Origin of the sequence: Aquabacter albus (assembly GCF_040049275.1) — a bacterium.
In the GTDB taxonomy this organism is placed as follows: Bacteria; Pseudomonadota; Alphaproteobacteria; order Rhizobiales; family Xanthobacteraceae; genus Aquabacter.
The window spans coordinates 303,687-321,259 of record NZ_JBDZDT010000007.1 but is presented as its reverse complement, the minus strand read 5'-3'; the positions used below and the strand labels follow the sequence as shown (position 1 = coordinate 321,259).

17 protein-coding genes are annotated in these 17,573 nt (G+C 67.4%); 7 read left to right on the top strand and 10 right to left on the bottom strand.

Annotation, left to right across the window (positions count from 1 at the left end; all coding sequences use genetic code 11):
• The first annotated feature begins 78 nt into the window (after positions 1–78).
• From ABLE91_RS19565 to accC, 5 genes are all read left to right on the top strand, one after another.
• On the top strand, positions 79–1,482 hold the full coding sequence (locus tag ABLE91_RS19565) for a M48 family metalloprotease (RefSeq protein ID WP_348933529.1): 1,404 nt from the start codon (positions 79–81) through the stop codon (positions 1,480–1,482).
• Positions 1,479–2,267, top strand: a complete 789-nt coding sequence (locus tag ABLE91_RS19560; RefSeq protein ID WP_348933528.1) for a DsbA family protein — start codon at positions 1,479–1,481, stop codon at positions 2,265–2,267. Before ABLE91_RS19565 ends, ABLE91_RS19560 begins: the two co-directional genes overlap by 4 nt.
• Positions 2,268–2,500: 233 nt before the next feature.
• Positions 2,501–2,947, top strand: coding sequence for a type II 3-dehydroquinate dehydratase (gene aroQ / locus ABLE91_RS19555; protein WP_348933526.1), 447 nt, complete (start codon positions 2,501–2,503; stop codon positions 2,945–2,947).
• Positions 2,948–3,008: 61 nt separating this feature from the next.
• On the top strand, positions 3,009–3,485 hold the full coding sequence (gene accB, locus ABLE91_RS19550) for an acetyl-CoA carboxylase biotin carboxyl carrier protein (RefSeq protein ID WP_510181981.1): 477 nt from the start codon (positions 3,009–3,011) through the stop codon (positions 3,483–3,485).
• A gap of 67 nt (positions 3,486–3,552) precedes the next feature.
• The gene (accC, locus tag ABLE91_RS19545; RefSeq protein ID WP_348933524.1) at positions 3,553–4,911 is read left to right on the top strand and encodes an acetyl-CoA carboxylase biotin carboxylase subunit; all 1,359 of its coding nucleotides are present in this window, start codon (positions 3,553–3,555) and stop codon (positions 4,909–4,911) included.
• A 230-nt stretch (positions 4,912–5,141) separates the two neighbouring features.
• Here accC and ABLE91_RS19540 read toward each other — a convergent pair whose 3' ends face one another.
• Entirely contained in the window at positions 5,142–6,470 is a 1,329-nt protein-coding gene (locus tag ABLE91_RS19540) for an ABC transporter ATP-binding protein (protein ID WP_348933522.1), read from the bottom strand.
• Between the two features lie 12 nt (positions 6,471–6,482).
• A complete protein-coding gene (locus tag ABLE91_RS19535; protein ID WP_348933520.1) occupies positions 6,483–8,225 on the bottom strand; it encodes an ABC transporter permease in 1,743 nt (580 codons plus the stop codon).
• Between the two features lie 217 nt (positions 8,226–8,442).
• Here ABLE91_RS19535 and aat point away from each other — a divergent pair, with 217 nt between their 5' ends.
• Positions 8,443–9,141, top strand: coding sequence for a leucyl/phenylalanyl-tRNA--protein transferase (aat, locus tag ABLE91_RS19530; RefSeq protein ID WP_348933518.1), 699 nt, complete (start codon positions 8,443–8,445; stop codon positions 9,139–9,141).
• On the opposite strand, the gene ABLE91_RS28975 is transcribed toward aat, so the two are convergent.
• The 8 genes from ABLE91_RS28975 to ABLE91_RS19490 form a co-directional block, all read right to left on the bottom strand.
• A complete protein-coding gene (locus ABLE91_RS28975) occupies positions 9,051–9,737 on the bottom strand; it encodes a DUF2155 domain-containing protein (RefSeq protein ID WP_510181975.1) in 687 nt (228 codons plus the stop codon). The genes aat and ABLE91_RS28975 overlap by 91 nt on opposite strands.
• 147 nt (positions 9,738–9,884) lie before the next feature.
• Positions 9,885–10,295, bottom strand: coding sequence for an NADH:ubiquinone oxidoreductase subunit NDUFA12 (locus tag ABLE91_RS19520; protein ID WP_348933516.1), 411 nt, complete (start codon positions 10,293–10,295; stop codon positions 9,885–9,887).
• A gap of 88 nt (positions 10,296–10,383) precedes the next feature.
• Entirely contained in the window at positions 10,384–11,451 is a 1,068-nt protein-coding gene (locus tag ABLE91_RS19515; RefSeq protein WP_348933514.1) for a calcium:cation antiporter, read from the bottom strand.
• Positions 11,452–11,470: 19 nt separating this feature from the next.
• Positions 11,471–12,454 carry an agmatinase gene (gene speB, locus ABLE91_RS19510; RefSeq protein ID WP_348933512.1) on the bottom strand — a complete coding sequence of 328 codons (984 nt, stop codon included), beginning with the start codon at positions 12,452–12,454 and terminating at the stop codon, positions 11,471–11,473.
• A gap of 122 nt (positions 12,455–12,576) precedes the next feature.
• Entirely contained in the window at positions 12,577–13,674 is a 1,098-nt protein-coding gene (locus ABLE91_RS19505) for a sulfate/molybdate ABC transporter ATP-binding protein (protein WP_348933510.1), read from the bottom strand.
• A 69-nt stretch (positions 13,675–13,743) separates the two neighbouring features.
• Positions 13,744–14,904 carry a hypothetical protein gene (locus tag ABLE91_RS19500; protein WP_348933509.1) on the bottom strand — a complete coding sequence of 387 codons (1,161 nt, stop codon included), beginning with the start codon at positions 14,902–14,904 and terminating at the stop codon, positions 13,744–13,746.
• Positions 14,901–15,437 carry a sigma factor-like helix-turn-helix DNA-binding protein gene (locus tag ABLE91_RS19495; protein WP_348933508.1) on the bottom strand — a complete coding sequence of 179 codons (537 nt, stop codon included), beginning with the start codon at positions 15,435–15,437 and terminating at the stop codon, positions 14,901–14,903. The genes ABLE91_RS19500 and ABLE91_RS19495 overlap by 4 nt, the downstream gene beginning before the upstream one ends.
• A gap of 271 nt (positions 15,438–15,708) precedes the next feature.
• Positions 15,709–16,104, bottom strand: coding sequence for a flagellar export protein FliJ (locus tag ABLE91_RS19490; protein WP_348933507.1), 396 nt, complete (start codon positions 16,102–16,104; stop codon positions 15,709–15,711).
• Between the two features lie 482 nt (positions 16,105–16,586).
• Here ABLE91_RS19490 and ctrA point away from each other — a divergent pair, with 482 nt between their 5' ends.
• Complete coding sequence (ctrA, locus tag ABLE91_RS19485) at positions 16,587–17,288, top strand: response regulator transcription factor CtrA (protein ID WP_348933505.1); 702 nt, start codon at positions 16,587–16,589, stop codon at positions 17,286–17,288.
• Positions 17,289–17,573 lie beyond the last annotated feature (285 nt).

Here is a 17,573-nt window from a genome sequence, read left to right as displayed (position 1 = left end):
CGTGCGCCCCTGGGCGCCAAGGGTGGATTCGAGCGGCGGCGGTTGCGCCAGGCCCGGAATGGAGACGCATTGCGGCCGATGAGTGGGGTTTCGACCATTGCAATGCGCGCGGCGCGGGGCCTGACGCTGCTGGCGGCCCTGTGGTTGCCCCTCCATGGCGTGAACGCCCAGGAGCAGCGGCAGAGCGGCCCGCGCCCGAAGATCATCCGCGATGCCGAGATCGAGAACCTTCTGCGCGATTATACCCGCCCCGTGCTGAAGGTGGCGGGGCTCGCCCAGCAGAATGTGGAGGTCACCATCATCGGTGACCGCTCCTACAATGCGTTCGTGGCCGACGGGAAGCGCATCTTCATCAATGCCGGCGCGCTGATGGATGCGGACACGCCGAACCAGATCATCGGCGTGCTCGCCCACGAGACCGGCCATATCGCCGGCGGGCATCTCGCGCGCATGCGCGAGCAGCTGGCGGGCGCGCAGACCATGGCCATCGTCGCCATGCTGCTGGCAGGTGCGGGCGTCGCGGCGGGTGCTGCCGCCGGCGCCAGCGGCACCAATATCGGCAATGCGGCGGCGGGCGCCATCAGCGCACCGCAGGAGATGATCCGCCGCTCCTTGCTCTCCTACCAGCGCGGCGAGGAGCAGGCGGCCGACCGTTCCGCCGTGAAATACCTCAACGAGACCCACCAGTCCGCCAAGGGTATGCTGGAGACCTTCCAGCGCTTCCAGAACGACCAGCTCTTCCTCAGCCAAAGGGTCGATCCCTACCTCCTGAGCCATCCCATGGCGCGCGAGCGCATCGCGGCGCTTGAGGAACTGGCGAAGGCGAGCCCCTATTACAACTCCAAGGATCCCCCTGCCCTCCAGGCCCGGCACGACCTCATGCGGGCGAAGCTGTTCGGCTTCATGGAGCGGCCGGACGCGGTCTATCGCCGCTATCCCATCTCCGACACGTCGCTCGCCGCCCAATATGCCCGCGCCATCTCGGCCTACCGCTTCGGCAATGTGAACGAGGCGGTGGGCAAGATCGACGCGCTCATCGCCAAGGAACCGGGCAACCCCTATTTCCAGGAGCTGAAGGGCCAGGCGCTGCTGGAATCGGGCCGCGCGGGACAGGCGATCGCGCCGCTGCGCCAGGCGGTGGCCATGACCGGCGGCAATGCGCTGATCCGCGCCATGCTCGGCCAGGCTTTGGTCCAGTCCGGCAACCCGGCCTATAACGACGAGGCGATCAGCGAGCTGGTCCGCGCCACGCAGCGCGATCCCGATTCCGTGGAAGGCTGGCGCTCGCTGGCCATGGCCTATGGCCGCAAGGGCGACACCGCGAATGCAGACCTTGCCTCCGCCCAGGGCCTCATGGCGGCGGGCCAGTACCGCACCGGCCAGGAGCTGGCCGCCCGGGCCCGCCAGACCTTCAAGCCCGGCACGCCGGGCTGGCTGAAGGCGGACGACATCCTCAACTTCAAGCCGCCCAAGCCTCAATGACCCTTTTCCTCAAGGAGACCACCATGTTCCGCTCCGGCCCCCGCGCCGCCTTCGCCTTTGCCGCCGCCTTCGGCGCCATGGCCGCGACGCTCACCCCCGCCGCCGCCTTCACCGACGCCGAGAAGGCCGAGATCGGCACCGTGGTGCGCGACTATCTGATGAAGAATCCGGAAGTCCTCCAGGAGGTCATCGGCGAGCTTGAAAAGAAGCAGCAGGCGCAGGAAGCGGAAGGCCGTGGCAAGGCGCTCTCCGAGATGAAGGGCCTCGTCTTCGATTCGCCGCGCGGCGTCGTGGTGGGCAACCCGAAGGGCGACGTCACCCTGGTGGAGTTCTTCGATTACAATTGCGGCTACTGCAAGCAGGCGCTGGCCGACGTGGACAAGCTGATCAAGAAGGACCCGAACCTGAAGGTGATCTTCAAGGAATTCCCGGTCCTCGGCCCAGGCTCCGTTGAGGCCGCGCAGGTGGCGGTGGCGGTGCGCATGGTCGCCCCGGAAAAATACCTCGCCTTTCACGATGCGCTCCTCGGCATCCGCGGGCAGGCCGATCGCGCCAAGGCGCTCCAGGCCGCCAAGGACGTGGGCATCGACCCGGCCGCCATCCAGAAGGTGGCCACCTCGCCCGAGCTCAACGCGACGCTGGACGAGAGCATGAAGATCGCCCAGGCGCTCGGCCTCAACGGCACGCCGAGCTTCATCATCGGCGACGAGGTGGTGATCGGCTCGGTGGGCTACGACAAGCTCAAGGCCACGGTCGACGCCCAGCGCAAGCCCAAGTCCAACTGAACGGGTCGAACCGAGATTGCTGCTGTCCCCTCCCCCCGCAAGGGGAGGGGGAGCGGTAACGGGTGGAAACGGGCGCGACCCACAGGCCTTTGCGCGCAACGGCTTTTCATGACGCCGCGCTCCCCCTATAAACGCTCGCCCGGCGCTGCCGGCACCGGCGGAGGACCGCCGGCCATGATTCGAGACGCATTGTCCTCGCCGAGGACGATGCCGCTCCAGGCTTTTATGCACGGATGTCCGATCACGTCGTCCATGTCCTCAACGGACCCAATCTGAACCTGCTCGGCACGCGCGAGCCGGGGGTTTACGGCACGACGACGCTCGCCGACATCGAGGCCCTGTGCCGCAACGCCGCCGCCACCCATGGACTGGACGTGGTTTTCCGCCAGACCAATCACGAGGGCGAGCTGGTGGAGCAGATCCATGCGGCGCGCGGCGCGCTTGGCATCGTGCTGAATGCTGGCGCCTACACCCACACCTCGGTTGCCCTGCGAGACGCCATCGGCGCGGCGGGCGTGCCCACGGTCGAGGTCCACCTTTCCAATGTGTTCGCCCGGGAAGCCTTCCGGCATCACTCCTATCTCTCTCCAGTTGCGCGCGGCGTGATCTGCGGTTTCGGCCCGCAGAGCTACGTCCTCGGCATCGCCGCTCTGGCGGCGACGAGGCCGGATGCCGCATGACCCGCCTTTCCCTAAGGAGCCCTTGCTCGGCCGTGCCCGCCGCGCGATCGCAAACACCATGATGAAAAGCAACAAGCCCCCTATCGATTCGGCTCTCGTGCGCGAGATCGCCCAACTCCTGTCCGACAGCGACCTGACCGAGATCGAGGTGCAGCACGACGCGCTGCGCATCCGTGTGGTCCGCACGCCCGCGCCCGTGACCATCGCGGCGCCGGCGCCCATCTATAACGCCGCTCCGCATGCGGCCGTGGCCGGTCCGGTTGTCGAACCGGTGAGCCACGCGGCCACGGATTTCTCGAAGCATCCCGGCGTGGTGGCCTCGCCCATGGTGGGCACGGCCTATCTGGCACCCGAACCCGGCGCGGCCGCGTTCGTGGAGCTGGGCGCCAGCGTGAAGGAAGGCCAGACGATCCTCATCATCGAGGCCATGAAGACCATGAACGCCATTCCGGCGCCCCGCACCGGCACCGTGACCCGCATCCTCGTGGAGAACGGCCAGCCGGTGGAATATGGCGAGCCGCTGCTCGTCATCGAGTGAGTGAAGAAAATTCCCGGTGCGGGCGGTTCGCCCCAAGCACCGGCGCAGGTGAAGGCAGGCGGCGCCCATGTTCAAGAAAATCCTGATCGCCAATCGCGGCGAGATCGCCCTGCGCATCCTGCGCGCCTGCAAGGAGCTGGGCATCGCCACCGTTGCCGTGCATTCCACGGCCGACGCCGACGCCATGCATGTGCGCCTTGCGGACGAGAGCGTGTGCATCGGCCCGCCCCCAGCGCGCGAGAGCTACCTCAACGTGCCCTCGCTGCTCGCCGCCTGCGAGATCACGGGCGCGGACGCGGTGCATCCCGGCTACGGCTTCCTGGCGGAAAATGCCCGCTTCGCCGAGATCCTGAAGGATCACAACATCCATTTCATCGGCCCCAAGGCGGAGCACATCCGCATCATGGGCGACAAGATCGAGGCCAAGAAGACCGCCCAGCGGCTCGGCATCCCGGTGGTGCCCGGCTCGGACGGTGGCATCACCTCGGATGAGGAAGCCCAGCGCGTGGCGGCCGAGATCGGCTTTCCGGTGCTTGTGAAGGCGGCCGCCGGCGGCGGCGGGCGGGGCATGAAGGTGGCGATGACCGCCGACGACCTCTCCCAGGCCCTCTCCACCGCCCGCTCAGAAGCCAAGGCCGCCTTCGGGGACGATGCGGTCTATCTGGAAAAATACCTCGCCAAGCCGCGCCACATCGAGGTGCAGGTGCTGGGCGACGGGCGCGGCCATGCCATCCATCTGGGCGAGCGCGACTGCTCGCTCCAGCGCCGGCACCAGAAGGTGTGGGAGGAGGCCCCCTCCCCGGTCATCACCCCGGCCCAGCGCGCCGAGATCGGCGAGACCGTCGCCAAAGCCATGCGCGACATGAATTATCTCGGCGTCGGCACGGTGGAGTTCCTCTATGAGGACGGGAATTTCTACTTCATCGAGATGAACACCCGCATCCAGGTGGAGCATCCCGTCACCGAGATGGTCACCGGCATCGACCTCATCAACGAGCAGATCCGCGTCGCCGCAGGCGAGCCGCTGAACCTCAGGCAGGAGGATGTGGTGTTCGAGGGCCATGCCATCGAATGCCGCGTGAACGCCGAGCACCCCACCACGTTCCGCCCCTCACCGGGGCGCATCACCCACTATCACGTGCCCGGCGGCCTCGGCATCCGCGTCGACAGCAATGCCTACCAGGGCTATTCGATCCCGCCCCATTACGACTCGCTGGTGGGGAAGCTGATCGTCCACGGAAAGACGCGAGACGAGTGTCTCATGCGGCTGCGGCGGGCGCTGGATGAGTTCGTGGTGGACGGCATCGACACCACCCTGCCATTGTTCCGCACGCTGGTGCGCACCAAGGCCATCGCGGAAGGCCAGTACGACATCCACTGGCTGGAGCACTTCCTGGCGGAGCATCCGGAGAAGAAGGCCGGCTGAGGCTCGCTTTCGTCATGCCCGGGGCGTGACTTTCACGGCGCCTGATCGACATTCAGCAATGAGCGGGTTTGCCGTCTCTCCTGCGTCATGGCCGGGCTTGTCCCGGCCATCCACGAGGCTCCGCTAGGTGCGAGCTAAGGGAGAGACGTGGATGCCCGGGACAAGCCCGGGCATGACGGCGCTTTACACTCTCGTCCGGACGAATGAGTGTCGACCGGCCCTACCGCGCCTCACTCTTCCTCTTCCAGGCTGAACTGCCGGGTCTGCTCGTCATAGACGAACGTCTCGCCATAGCGGCCCCAGCTCACCACGGCGCGCAGGCACTCCTCGGCGAAGTCCTCGGACATGTGGTCCTCAAGCTCGTCGGCGAAGCGCGACCAGGGCGCCTTGTGGCTCGGGCGCTCCTCCAGCACATGGCGGATATGGGCGGCGAGCGGGATGTGGGCCAGAAGCTGCTTGGCGAACAGCTTCTTGCGCGGCTCCACGTCCGCGCCCACGAATTCGCGGCCGAGATCGGTGATGAGGATGTCGCCGCCGGCCACGTCGGCGAAGCGCAGCATGGACAGGGTTTCGGCCACGGGGAAAAGTTCGTCCGCCGGCAAATGCAGGCTGTCGGCCAGTTCCGGCAGATCGGCCCGGCCGTTATAGGGCGGGTCCGCCAACTCTTCGAGGAGGCCGGCGAGGATATTGGTGGAGATGGGCGTGAGGTGCGTGGTCAGCGTCACGTCCGCATGGGATGCGGGGCCTGTGTGGAGCGGCGCGCCGGGGCCGTCGCGATTGGTCATGCGCGCATAGATCTCCTCCACCAGCGCCCGGAACTCCGGCGCCTGGCGGTCGCGCGGATGGGGCAAGGTGATGGGCATCTCGAAGCCCACACGGCCGGGATTGGAGGAGAAGATGAGGACGCGGTCGCACATGAGCACCGCCTCCTCGATGTTATGGGTGACGATGAGGATGGACTTGATGGGCAGCGCCCCTTCCATCCACAGATCGATGATGTCGGTGCGCAGGGTCTCGGCGGTGAGCACGTCGAGGGCCGAGAAGGGCTCGTCCATGAGCATGAGGCGGGGATGCACCACCAGCGCCCGGGCAAAGCCCACGCGCTGGCGCATGCCGCCGGACAATTCCTTGGGATAGGCGCTCTCGAAGCCGCCGAGGCCGATGAGGTCGATGGCCTGCTCGGCACGCTTGCGGCGCTCGGCGGCGTCGATGCCCATGGCCTCCAGGCCGATCTCCACGTTCTGGCGCACGGTGAGCCAGGGGAAGAGGGCGAAGGTCTGGAAGACCATGGAGATGCCCTTGGCGGGCCCGTCGATCTTCTGCCCGCGCCACATGACCTCGCCGGCGAAAGGCTCGGTCAGGCCGGAAATGATGCGCAGGAGCGAGGACTTGCCCGAGCCGGAGCGGCCCAGCAGGCCGACGATCTCGCCTTCCTTGATGGAGAGGGAGACGTCATCCAGCACCAGGATGCGGTTGTTGCCATCGCCCTTGCGATAGGACTGGACCACATGGGAGACCTCGAGCAGCGGACCGGCTGCGGGAGCGGTGGTTTCGAGCATCGTGCGGTCTCCTCAATCGAGGCGCAGCCGGCGCGCCGCGAACGAGAACATCGGGCGCCACAGGGTGCGGTTGAAGGCGATGACATAGAGCGACATGACGGCGATGCCGAGCGTGATGCGCGGATAATCGGCCGCCGTGGTGGCATCGGCGATATAGGCCCCGAGGCCCTCGGCGCGCAGGGTGGTGTTGCCCCAGCTTGCCACCTCCGCGACGATGGAGGCGTTCCAGGAGCCGCCGGAGGCGGTGAGCGCGCCGGTCACGTAATAGGGGAAGATGCCGGGCAGGATCACCTTGGTCCACCAGTGCCAGCCCCGGATGTGGAAGGAGGCGGCGGCCTCCTTCATGTCGGTGGGGAAGGCGCTCGCGCCGGCGATCACGTTGAACAGGATGTACCACTGGGTGCCCAGCACCATCAGCGGCGAGAGCCAGACGTTCGGGTCGAGCCCGAAATGGACGATGGCCACTACGGCGAACGGGAAGATGATGTTGGCCGGGAAGGCCGCGAGGAACTGGGCGGCGGGCTGCACCGCGGTCGCCACCTTCGGGCGCAGGCCGATCCACACGCCGATGGGCACCCAGATGAGCGAGGCGAGGAAGATCAGCACCGCCACGCGGATGAGCGTGAGGAAGCCGAGCCAGACCACGTGGAACACTTCGGAGAGCGCCACCTCGCTGCCCACGAATTTCACGATGAGCCACACGCTGTAGCAGGCGGCGGCGATGACCAGACCCGTCCAGATCTTGTCCATGGTCTTGCTGGACCATGCCGCCCCCACCTGCCGCGGCACGGGCACCGGCAAGGCCAGCGGCATGCGCCCGAGGGTGCGCGCCAGCGCGCCGAGGGGAGAGAGAACGAACTGGAAAAGATGGGCGCGCTTGACGAGGTCCAGCACCCAGGATTTGGGCGGCGGGGCGCCGGCGGACTGCTCGAAGCGGAACTTTTCGGCCCACGCCACCAGCGGGCGGAACAGAAGCTGATCGTAGATCAGGATGATGATCAGCATGGCGAAGACCGACCAGGCGACCGCGGTGAGGTTGCGCTGGTCGATGGCCGTGGAGACGTAGGCGCCGATGCCCGGCAGGGTGATGGTGGTGGAGCCCACGGTGATGGCCTCGGAGGCCACCACGAAGAACCAGCCGCCGGACATGGACATCATGGTGTTCCACACCAGGCCCGGCATGGAGAACGGCACTTCCAGCCGCCAGAAGCGCTGCCAGCCGGTGAGGTGGAAGCTCTCCGACACCTCCTCGAGGTCGTGCGGCAATGTCTTCAGCGACTGGTAGAAGCTGAAGGTCATGTTCCACGCCTGGGCGGTGAAGATGGCGAACACCGCCGCGAACTCCACCCCCAGCACCTGACCCGGGAACAGGCCCATGAAGAACAGCACGGTGAAGGAGAGGAAGCCCAGCACCGGCACGGACTGGAGGATGTCGAGGATGGGGATCAGCACCATCTCCGCGCGCCGGCTCTTGGCCGCGATCGCGCCATAGATGAAGGTGAAGATCAGCGAGGCGACGATGGCCGCGAGCATGCGCAGCGTGGTGCGCAACGCGTATTCAGGCAGCGACGACGGATCGAGCGAGATGGGCGTCTGCTCCATCTGGCTGATCGGGATCAAGGCCTGCTCGGTGCCATGGGTGAACATGGCCAGCAGGCCGAACACGACGGCGAAGGCGAAGAGGTCGAAAGCGCTGAAGAAACGGGGGCGGACCGAGGCGGGGGCGTTGCCGACGGCGGCAGGCTGGAAGAGCATGGGCAGGTCCCGCTCGCAACGGTGGAAGAGGTATTGTGTAGCTTTACAAGGCAGTACAGCGCGTCCATGACAAAAAGACTACGTGGAATCTGCAGCTCTCCGCCGAGGCTCCGGACCACGCCGGACAAGGCGCGGAGCCAACTCGTGAGGTTGCCCTTGCAACCCGGCGTCAAAGCGCCACATCCCGCCGCCCCGCGCGTGCTAATGTCATGACGCCATGAGCCGACCGCACGACCATATCGTCGAGATCACGCCCGAAGTGCTGCTGAAGGCCTATGCCTGCGGTATCTTTCCCATGGCCGAGAGCGCCGAGGATCCCGGCCTCTATTGGATCGAGCCGGAGCGGCGCGGCATCATTCCGCTGGACGCCTTCCACATTCCCGCACGCCTCGCCCGCACGGTGCGCTCAGGGCGGTTCGAGATCCGCATCGACAGCGATTTCGACGGGGTCATCGACGGCTGCGCGGCGCCGCAGGAAGGCCGGAGCAAGACCTGGATCAATACCCGCATCCGCGCCCTCTACGGGGCGCTGTTCCAGCGCGGGCGCTGCCACACGGTGGAAGCTTGGCGAGACGGGCGTCTCGTGGGCGGGCTCTACGGGGTGCGTCTCGGCGGGGCGTTCTTCGGGGAGAGCATGTTCCACACCGAGCGGGACGCCTCCAAGGTGGCCCTCGTCCATCTGGTGGCGCGGCTGAAGGCGGGCGGTTTCCGGCTGCTGGATACCCAGTTCGTCACCTCCCACCTCTCCGGCTTCGGCGCGGTCGAGGTGAGCCGGCGGCAATATCACCGCATGCTGGAGCAGGCGCTGGACGCCGAAGGCGACTTCTACTTCTGGCCCGCCGACTTGACCGTGGACGGCGGCGTTGCCTTGCAGTTGGTCAGCCAGACGTCGAAGATCGGGTGCTCCACCCCGTGAAGGCCGGGGCTTGAGGCGAACATCCACCCGGTGAAGATGCGCTTCGCCTCGCCCTTCAGGGTGATCTCGTTCACTTCCGTGAAGCTCGTCGTATTGGTCGGCTCGGTGGGCGGGCGCGTGTAGCACGCGCGCGGCGTCACCTGGAGCGCGCCGAACTGAACGGTCTCGCCCATGCCAACCTCAAACGAGGTGATGCGGCCGGTGATCTTATCGAGCCCGGCATAGACGGCGGTGGGGTTTGCGATCTTCTCGGCCGGCGGCTGCACCACAACAACATCGCTGTCCGCGCCGGGCGCGCCGGCCGGGGACGGTGTTCCCGCGGCGGGTGGCGCGGCGGTGGTGGTCGTGGGCGGCGGCGCCGCGGGCGCGGGGCCCGGAAAGGCATCACGCGCGCCGGGACGCGGCGCGCCGGGCGGCGGCTGCTGGCGGCCGGAAGGCGGCGGGGCCGTGGTGGACATGCCCGCGGGCGGCGCGCTGGGAATGCCGGCGGGCGGGGCGAGCGGGGCCGACTGGACCGGCACGTTGTATTGCGCCGACGCAGGCGCCGCAGCGACCATGGCCAGGATCAGGAAAAGCGCGGAACGGGACTTCGCCATGAAGGGACGGACCTGAGACGTGCATGGCCGGAAAGCGCCGTGGCGCTCCGGGGCTGGGAGCGCCCCGTCAGGCCCGTTAACACCCGCATTGCGGCCTTGCGAGGGCGGAGGACGGCGCGCTGGCCTGATGACCTTGCGGCCGGGCGATTACTCGCCGGGCGTCCAGGCCTTGTAGTCGCCCGTCACGCGCGGCCGGGCGCGGCCGGCCAGAACCGAGCCCTTGGGCCGATAGGCCTGCGGCGAGCCGGTATAATTGCGCCGGTGCGGCTTCTCCCAAACGCGGGGCGTGTAGGTGTCGCTGGGCGGCGGCACATCGGTGCGGTGATGCATCCAGCCATACCAGCCGGGAGGAATCGTGCTCGCCTCGGCATAGCCGTTATAGAGCACCCAGCGGCGCTCGAAGCCGAGGGTCGGGTCGATCTCGCCGTTGCGGGTGCGGTAATAGCGATTCCCGAATTCGTCCTCGCCCACCAGCTCGCCGTAGCGGCGGGTCCACAGCAGCGTGCCGGGCGTCGCCTTCTGCCACCAGGCGAAGATATAAAGCAGGAATTCTTTCACGGGACCTTGCCTCGCTCGATCTGGCCGGACCATGCCACCACGCCCGCGCGGTGTCCACCGCCCCTCCCCCGCCGCCTATCGCCGCGCCTTAAGGGGAGAACAGGGTCATCACATAGACCAGGAACAGAACCACATGCACGAGCCCGGTCAGCGCGTTCGTGCGCCCCGTGCCGAAGCTGACGACGGAGAGGATCAGCGCCAGCAGAAGCTGCACGCGGTCCTCGGGCTCAAGCCGGAGCTCCACCTGCTTGTCGATGATGAAGCCGATGGCCACCATGGCCGGCATGGTGAGGCCGATGGTGGCCAGCGCCGAGCCAAGCGCGGTGTTCAGCGCCCGCTGGAGATGGTTGCGCCGCGCCGCCCGCACCGCGGTGATGGTCTCCGGCAGCAGCAGCATGGCCACCACTACTGCGCCGATCACCGCATCGGGATCCGCCAGCGGCATTTGGGAGAGCAGATGCTCGACCCCGCCGGCGACATGGTTCGAGAGCGACACCACGCCCACAAGACTGAGCAGCAGGAAAACGACGGCGACGAGCGTCTGCCGCCCGGTCGGCCGGCTGTGCGCCTCCTCCTCGCCTTCCAGGAAATGCGCCTTGTGGCGCACCGTCTGCATGAAGAGGAACGAGCCGTAGAGCAGCACGACGGCGATCATGATGAAGATGACGTCCACCTGGGTGGTCGCCCCCTGCAGGCCCGCCCAGGTCTGGTCGGGCAGGATCAGGGCGAGGACCGAGATGGCGATGATGACGGAGAGATAGCCGGCGACGCCCTGCTGGCGGATCTCCTGCTCATGGTGGCGCAGGCCCCCGAGAAGCAGGCAGATGCCCACCACCCCGGTCAGCACGAACATCACCGTCGAGAGCACCGCCTCGCGTGCCAGGGTCGGGTTGTTGGTGCCGTTCATCATCAGCGAGACCAGCACCGACACCTCGATGAGCGTCACCGAGAAGGTGAGCACCAGGGTGCCGTAGGGCTGGCCGAGCCTTGCCGACATGCGCTCGGCGTGCTGCACGGCCGAGAAGGCCGTGCCCAGCAGCAGCACCGTGGAGACGACCGCCATGAGGTCCGAGACCTCGATGTGCAGGAACGAACCCACCGCGGCGAGGCTGACCGCCGCGATGGGGAAAACGAACGCGTAGCGCGCTGTGGCCATTACCCAGCCTTTCGTGAGCCTAAGGCTTGAGGGAAAGGCCCTTCGCCTTGCGCTCGGCGAGGAGGCCGAGATAGCAGGCCGCAAGGCTCGCCCCCGCCAGCGCGGTGATCTCCGCATGGTCATAGGGCGGGGAGACCTCGACCACGTCGAAGCCCTTCAAATTGAGGCCGCCCAGAAGGCGCAGGCAGGAGATGGCCTCCCGCGACGTCAGCCCGCCGCAGACCGGCGTGCCGGTGCCGGGGGCGAAGGCCGGGTCGAGGGCGTCGATGTCGAAGGTCACGTAGACGGGGGCATCGCCCACCCGCTCGATGATGTGCTGGGCGAGCGCGCGCGGCCCCATCTCTCCGGCCACGAAGCCGTGCACCACGTCGATGCCGAAGGTCTGGGGCGCGTGGGTGCGGATGCCCACCTGCACCGAGCGGTCGACGCGCAGCAGACCGTCCTTCACCGCCCGCGTGATCATGGTCCCGTGGTCGACCCGCGTGCCGTCATCGTCCCAGGTGTCCTGGTGCGCGTCGAACTGCACCAGAGCCACGGGCTCGCCGATGCGGTCCACCAGGGCCTTCAGCATGGGATAGGTGAGGAAATGGTCGCCGCCCAGGGTCACGAGGTGGCTGCCGCGCGCATAATGCGCCTTGGCCTGCGCCTCGATGGCGCCGGGGATACTGTAAGGCAGGCCGTAATCGAACACGCAGTCGCCGGCGTCCGCCACTTCCATCTGCTCGAACGGGTCGATGTTGAAGGGGTAGAACGGGTCACCGTCCATGATCTCGGACGCGGTGCGGATCGCCCGGGGCCCGAAGCGCGTGCCGGGGCGGTTGGAGACGGTGACGTCGAGGGGGATGCCCCACACCACGACTTCCGCGCCGCCGCCATCCTTGGCGTAGCGCCGGCGCAGGAACGAGGTGGCGCCGGAATAATTGGGCTCCATGGACTGGCCGAAACGGAAGGACGGGTCCAGCGCCCGGTCGACGGGCCGCGGGGACAGAGGGTCGTCGCTCATGGGACCTCCCAAGGCCCTCGGCACCGGGAAGCCGCCTCGCGGCGCGTCCGGCGCGGGGCGCCGGGTTCCGATACCCTCGCCGAGGGGCGAAGTGCAAGCTCAGCGTCGCCGCAGCGCAAACTTCAGATGGCGTATTCGCCCACCTGATGGGCGCGCGGCGGGCGGCAGTCCACCGCCCCGCCCGCGCGCGGGAACAGCCGCGCCCGGTCGAGCCGCACCGAAACCTTCGCGCCGTTGGGCACCCGCACCGTGGGGGCGATATTGGCCTCGACCCGGCCGCCGCCCACTTCCACCTCCAGAAGGCGCGTCGCGCCGTGGCGGCGGAAGCCCAGCACGGTCCCTTCCGCTCCCGGCGTGCCGGGCATTGAGACGGTGATGTCGTGGGGCCGCACGAACAGCATTCCGGGGCCGTCGGCCACCGGCTCGGTGGCGGCCGCCACCACCTGTCCGCCGACGCGCGCCAGCCCTTCGGACACCTCCACCTCGAACCGGCTCGATTCCCCCATGAAGCCGAACACCTCCGGAGAGGCGGGCCGGTCATAGACATCGTCGGGGGTGCCCACCTGCTCGATGCGGCCCTGGCTCATGACCACAACGCGGTCGGCCAGTTCCAGCGCTTCCTCCTGGTCGTGGGTGACGAACAAGGTGGTGTGGCCGGTCTGCTCGTGCAGATGGCGCAGCCAGGCGCGCAATTCCTTGCGCACCAGCGCGTCGAGCGCCCCGAAGGGCTCGTCCAGCAGCAGCACCTTGGGCTCGATGGCGAGCGCGCGGGCGAGCGCCACGCGCTGGCGCTGGCCGCCGGAGAGCTGGGCCGGAAGGCGCCGACCGAAGCCTTCGAGCTGGATCAGGACCAGCAGCTCCTCCACCTTCCGGCGGACCTCCGCCTCGGGCGGGCGCGTGGCGCGTTGGCGCGAGCGCAGGCCGTAGGCGATGTTGTCTGCGACCGTCATGTGCCGGAACAGGGCATAGTGCTGGAACACGAAGCCGATGCCGCGAAAGCGCACCGGCACCGTGGACGCGTCCACGCCATCCAGCCTCACGCAGCCCGAATCCAGTTCCTCAAGCCCCGCCACCACCCGCAGCAAGGTGGTCTTGCCCGAGCCCGAGGGACCCAGCAGCGCCACCAGCTCGCCCGGCTGCACGTCCAGCGAGATTCCGGCAAGCGCCCGGTGGGGGCCGAAGGTCTTGACGGCATCTTGGACGGCGACGGCGGCGGTCATGGGGAAATCCGGCGGGAAATCATGCGAGCGGCCTTATGCACGAAAGCGGGCTGCGATGGAACGGCGCGCCTATTGCGGCACCGCCTTGCCGGAAAAGACCGTCTCGCCGGTGGGCTCGGAGGTGTCCAGCGCCTCCGGCTCCAGCGTCAGCCGCAGCATGGCATCGGAGAGCCCCGCCCGGCCGATGGATGACAATTCCTCGGACCGGATCGTCCCGGTCTCCCGGAACATGGCGATGCGCCGCGTCCCCAGCGCCTCCGACGTGACCCAGAGGTTATAGCGCATGCCCTCCGGCGCGGCGGCCGGAAGCTGGAGCACCGCCACCTCGCTCGTGTCCGGATCCAGCGTGAGGGCGACCCCGTCCATGGGCTGGGGATGGAGTACGGCGAAGAAATCCGGGCCGTTGCTCTGCTTCACTTCGGGCGCCGGGGGCGGCGCGGCCGGCGGGGGTGGCGCGGGCTTCTCGATCGGCCGGTGGATTTCCCGATAAACGAGGGCCGTGCCGCCCAGAAGGATCGCCAGCATGAGCACGCCGCTCAGCACGCGCCAGGGATTGCGCGGTTCCGCAGGTTCCGGGATCGGCTCCGGCGGAGGACCCCGGGGAGCCGGCGGGAAAAGCGGGGCTTCGGAGGCAAGCGCCGGCGCTTCGACAGCAGGTGCCTCGGCCTGCGGCGTGTCCTTCGCCTCCTCGATTGTGTCCGGCCGCTCCTCCATCACCGGAATTTCCGGAACGGAAACCTCAGCGTCGGGCTCGGGAGATTCCGGCCGCGACTGGTCGGGCACCTCAAGCTCCGCCTCGGCGGCTTCGGCCGCCACAACTTCCGGCTTCTCCTCGGCGGCCAGCACAACGGGAACGGGTCCGCTGGCGCCCTGCCCGTCCGCCGTCTCCGCAGGAGGCTCGGGCGTGGACACCGGCTCAGCCTCGGGCGGCGAAACCGGGCCGGGCTCCGGCTGCGATGCGATGATGGCGTCATCAGCCTGCGATTCCGACTCAGCTACCGTTTCGGCAGACGGTAGAGCGGCCAGGATTTCGTCCAGCAGGCCGGCGGGGGGTCGTGCGCTGGCGGAGAGTTCGTGGAGCGGCGCGAAGCGCGTTTCCCACAGGCGCACCAAGGCGGCGAAGTCCGGGTCGGCCGCCATCCACTCGCGCACGGCCGCCCGCTGGTCCGCATCGAGCGTGCCCAGCACATATTCGGCGGCGGTGCGGCGCAGCTCCTCCATGGCGTTCATGGCCCCAGGCAAACGTCGAGCTCTGCGATGCTGCGCCAGATCCAGGTGTTCACCGCATGGGGCGGGGCGTCGCAATAAATGGAGAGGGCTTCCTTGCTCCAGCCGTCATAATAAGCGTGGAGCACCATGCGACGGCGTTCCTCGGACAATTGGCCGAGGCAGCTCAGCAGGCGGCCGAGTTCAGGGCTGCGCACGTCGCTGGCGAGCGGGTCCTCTACCTCCTCCTCAACCTCGAAAGGCTCCAGCGACAGGCCGCTCTCAGCGCGTGCGCGCGCCGCATCAAGCGCCTCGCGCCGCACCCGCGCAACCATAAGAGTAAGAATATCATCTTCACCCGCCAGAGATGCTGCCTCGTGCCAGAGCCGGACGAAGGCGGCCCGCAGCGCGTCGGCCGCGAGATCCTCCTGCCGGAGAATGCGCAAGGCAATGCCATGGAGGCGCGGGGCTGTGAGCCCATAGAGCCGCGCGAACGCAGCCCGGTCCCCGCTTGAAGCGGCGACGAGAAGATCCTTCAGTCCTTCGGGATCGGTCACGGCCCACCCGGTCCGGCAGGAACGCCACCACGCCGGACGGCGGCATCATGCCTCCATTCCAGCTTCAGGATTGCGCCCCAACCTATTGCGTTAACAAAAGAAATTAACCAAGTTAAAGCGCTGCGCGAGGTCGCCCGCCTTTGCCGAAAAGGGGCGACGGCCGCCGCTGCGGCGCCAACTGCGCAGCCACTTCTATCCTATTGAGATTTAATCATGTTCACGCCGCAGATGAAAGCTGCGGGCAAATATGCAGCGGCAGGCCCCGGCGCCCTCAGAGGCGCGCGGGCTCGCTCTGGCGCCAGGCGGCGCGCCGCTCGATGGCTTCGTTCTCGGCCGCGCGCTCGCGTTCGCCCGCAGCTTCAGCGAGGTGAAGCTGGGCCTCCGCCTCGGTGAAGGCATCGAACGCCTCGTCGCGCTGGGCGCGCAGATCCTGCGCCGAGCGGGCGAGGTTCTCCTTCCGTTGCCGCGCGGCGGCGGCGAGCGGCGGATAGGCGAAATGCCGGGGATCGGTGATGCCGGAGCGCGCCTCTTCGGAGGCAATGTCGCGCTCAAGCTCGGTGGCCATGCGATCGAACTCGGCGATCATGCCGTCGATCTGTGCGAGGCGGCGGCGCGCATCCTCGGTCTGGAACCGCTTGGCGCGGATCAGGGGTTCACGCGACTTCATGGAACGCAATACTCCGAAGCACACGAGGAGACACCGGCCCGGAAAGGGCCCTTCCCATAGAGCATGGCGCAGACGGGTTGCCCTTTCCTTACCGCCCGCCACTTCCGACGAAAAAGTTGCCGCGCGCTCCGCGTGGAAACCAATCGTTTACCGCCTTCATTAATGATGCCTCCATGGTTCGGACGATGCGTCGGGGGCAGTGCGAAGCGGGAAAGCCTGCTCTCGCTCTCTTTCTCGAAGATCGGCCGAGGCTCCCGGGCTTGGGGCAGTGTGGCGATAGGGTCAAGGAGTGCAAAAAACCTCTGTGCATGGCGTGACGTCTAGTCTTCCAAAGCGATGCACAAAGTTTTTCGGCACCTCTCTTGTGCGGTAGAATTCGTTTCGGTTATCGATTCTCCATCCGTATCGCGAATCACACTGTGGCCTGAGCACGTGGAAGGCGGTCTGCCGCCTTTCGACTTGGTGCGAGGAAAGGGATTGCCATGCGCGTCTTGCTCATCGAGGACGACAGTGCGACGGCCCAAAGCATCGAGCTGATGCTGAAGTCCGAGAGCTTCAATGTTTATACGACGGACCTCGGGGAAGAAGGCGTCGACCTCGGCAAGGTCTACGAATACGACATCATCCTCCTGGACCTGAACCTGCCTGACATGTCGGGCTTCGAGGTCCTGCGCAGCCTCCGGGTCGCGAAGGTGAAAACGCCCATCCTGATCCTCTCCGGCCTCGCCGGCACCGAGGACAAGGTGAAGGGCTTCGGCTTCGGCGCCGACGACTACCTCACCAAGCCCTTCCACAAGGACGAGATGGTGGCGCGCATCCACGCCATCGTCCGCCGGTCCAAGGGCCATGCCCAATCGGTAATCCAGACCGGCGACCTGATCGTCAACCTCGACACCAAGACGGTGGAGGTGGACGCGGCCCGGGTGCACCTGACGGGCAAGGAATACCAGATGCTGGAGTTGCTCTCGCTCCGCAAGGGCACCACGCTCACCAAGGAGATGTTCCTGAACCATCTCTATGGCGGCATGGACGAGCCAGAGCTGAAGATCATCGACGTCTTCATCTGCAAGCTGCGCAAGAAGCTGGCCAACGCTTCCGGCGGCAAGAACTATATCGAGACGGTCTGGGGTCGCGGCTACGTGCTACGCGAGCCCATGGCGGGCGCCGAGCGCATCGCCGTCTGACCCCCTCCCCTTCAAATGAAAAAAGCCCCGCTTCGGCGGGGCTTTTTTGTTGGGCTGTTCGATACGGACGCTCCGGCCGGAGCGGCAGCTGGAAGGCACCCAGGGCCGGCTGAGGGGGGAGAGTCCTCTCCCAGACGGAGAGCGTGCTGGAGCACTTCCAGAGGGGCTTAAGCGGCTATTCAAGGGGCACGCGCTCTGTGCCTTGCAGGCCACCCAGAACGCCTGTTCACGCCGTCAGCACCGATGAAGCAGCGGCTGGTCAATAAAGCCGCTCACGAGCCGCGC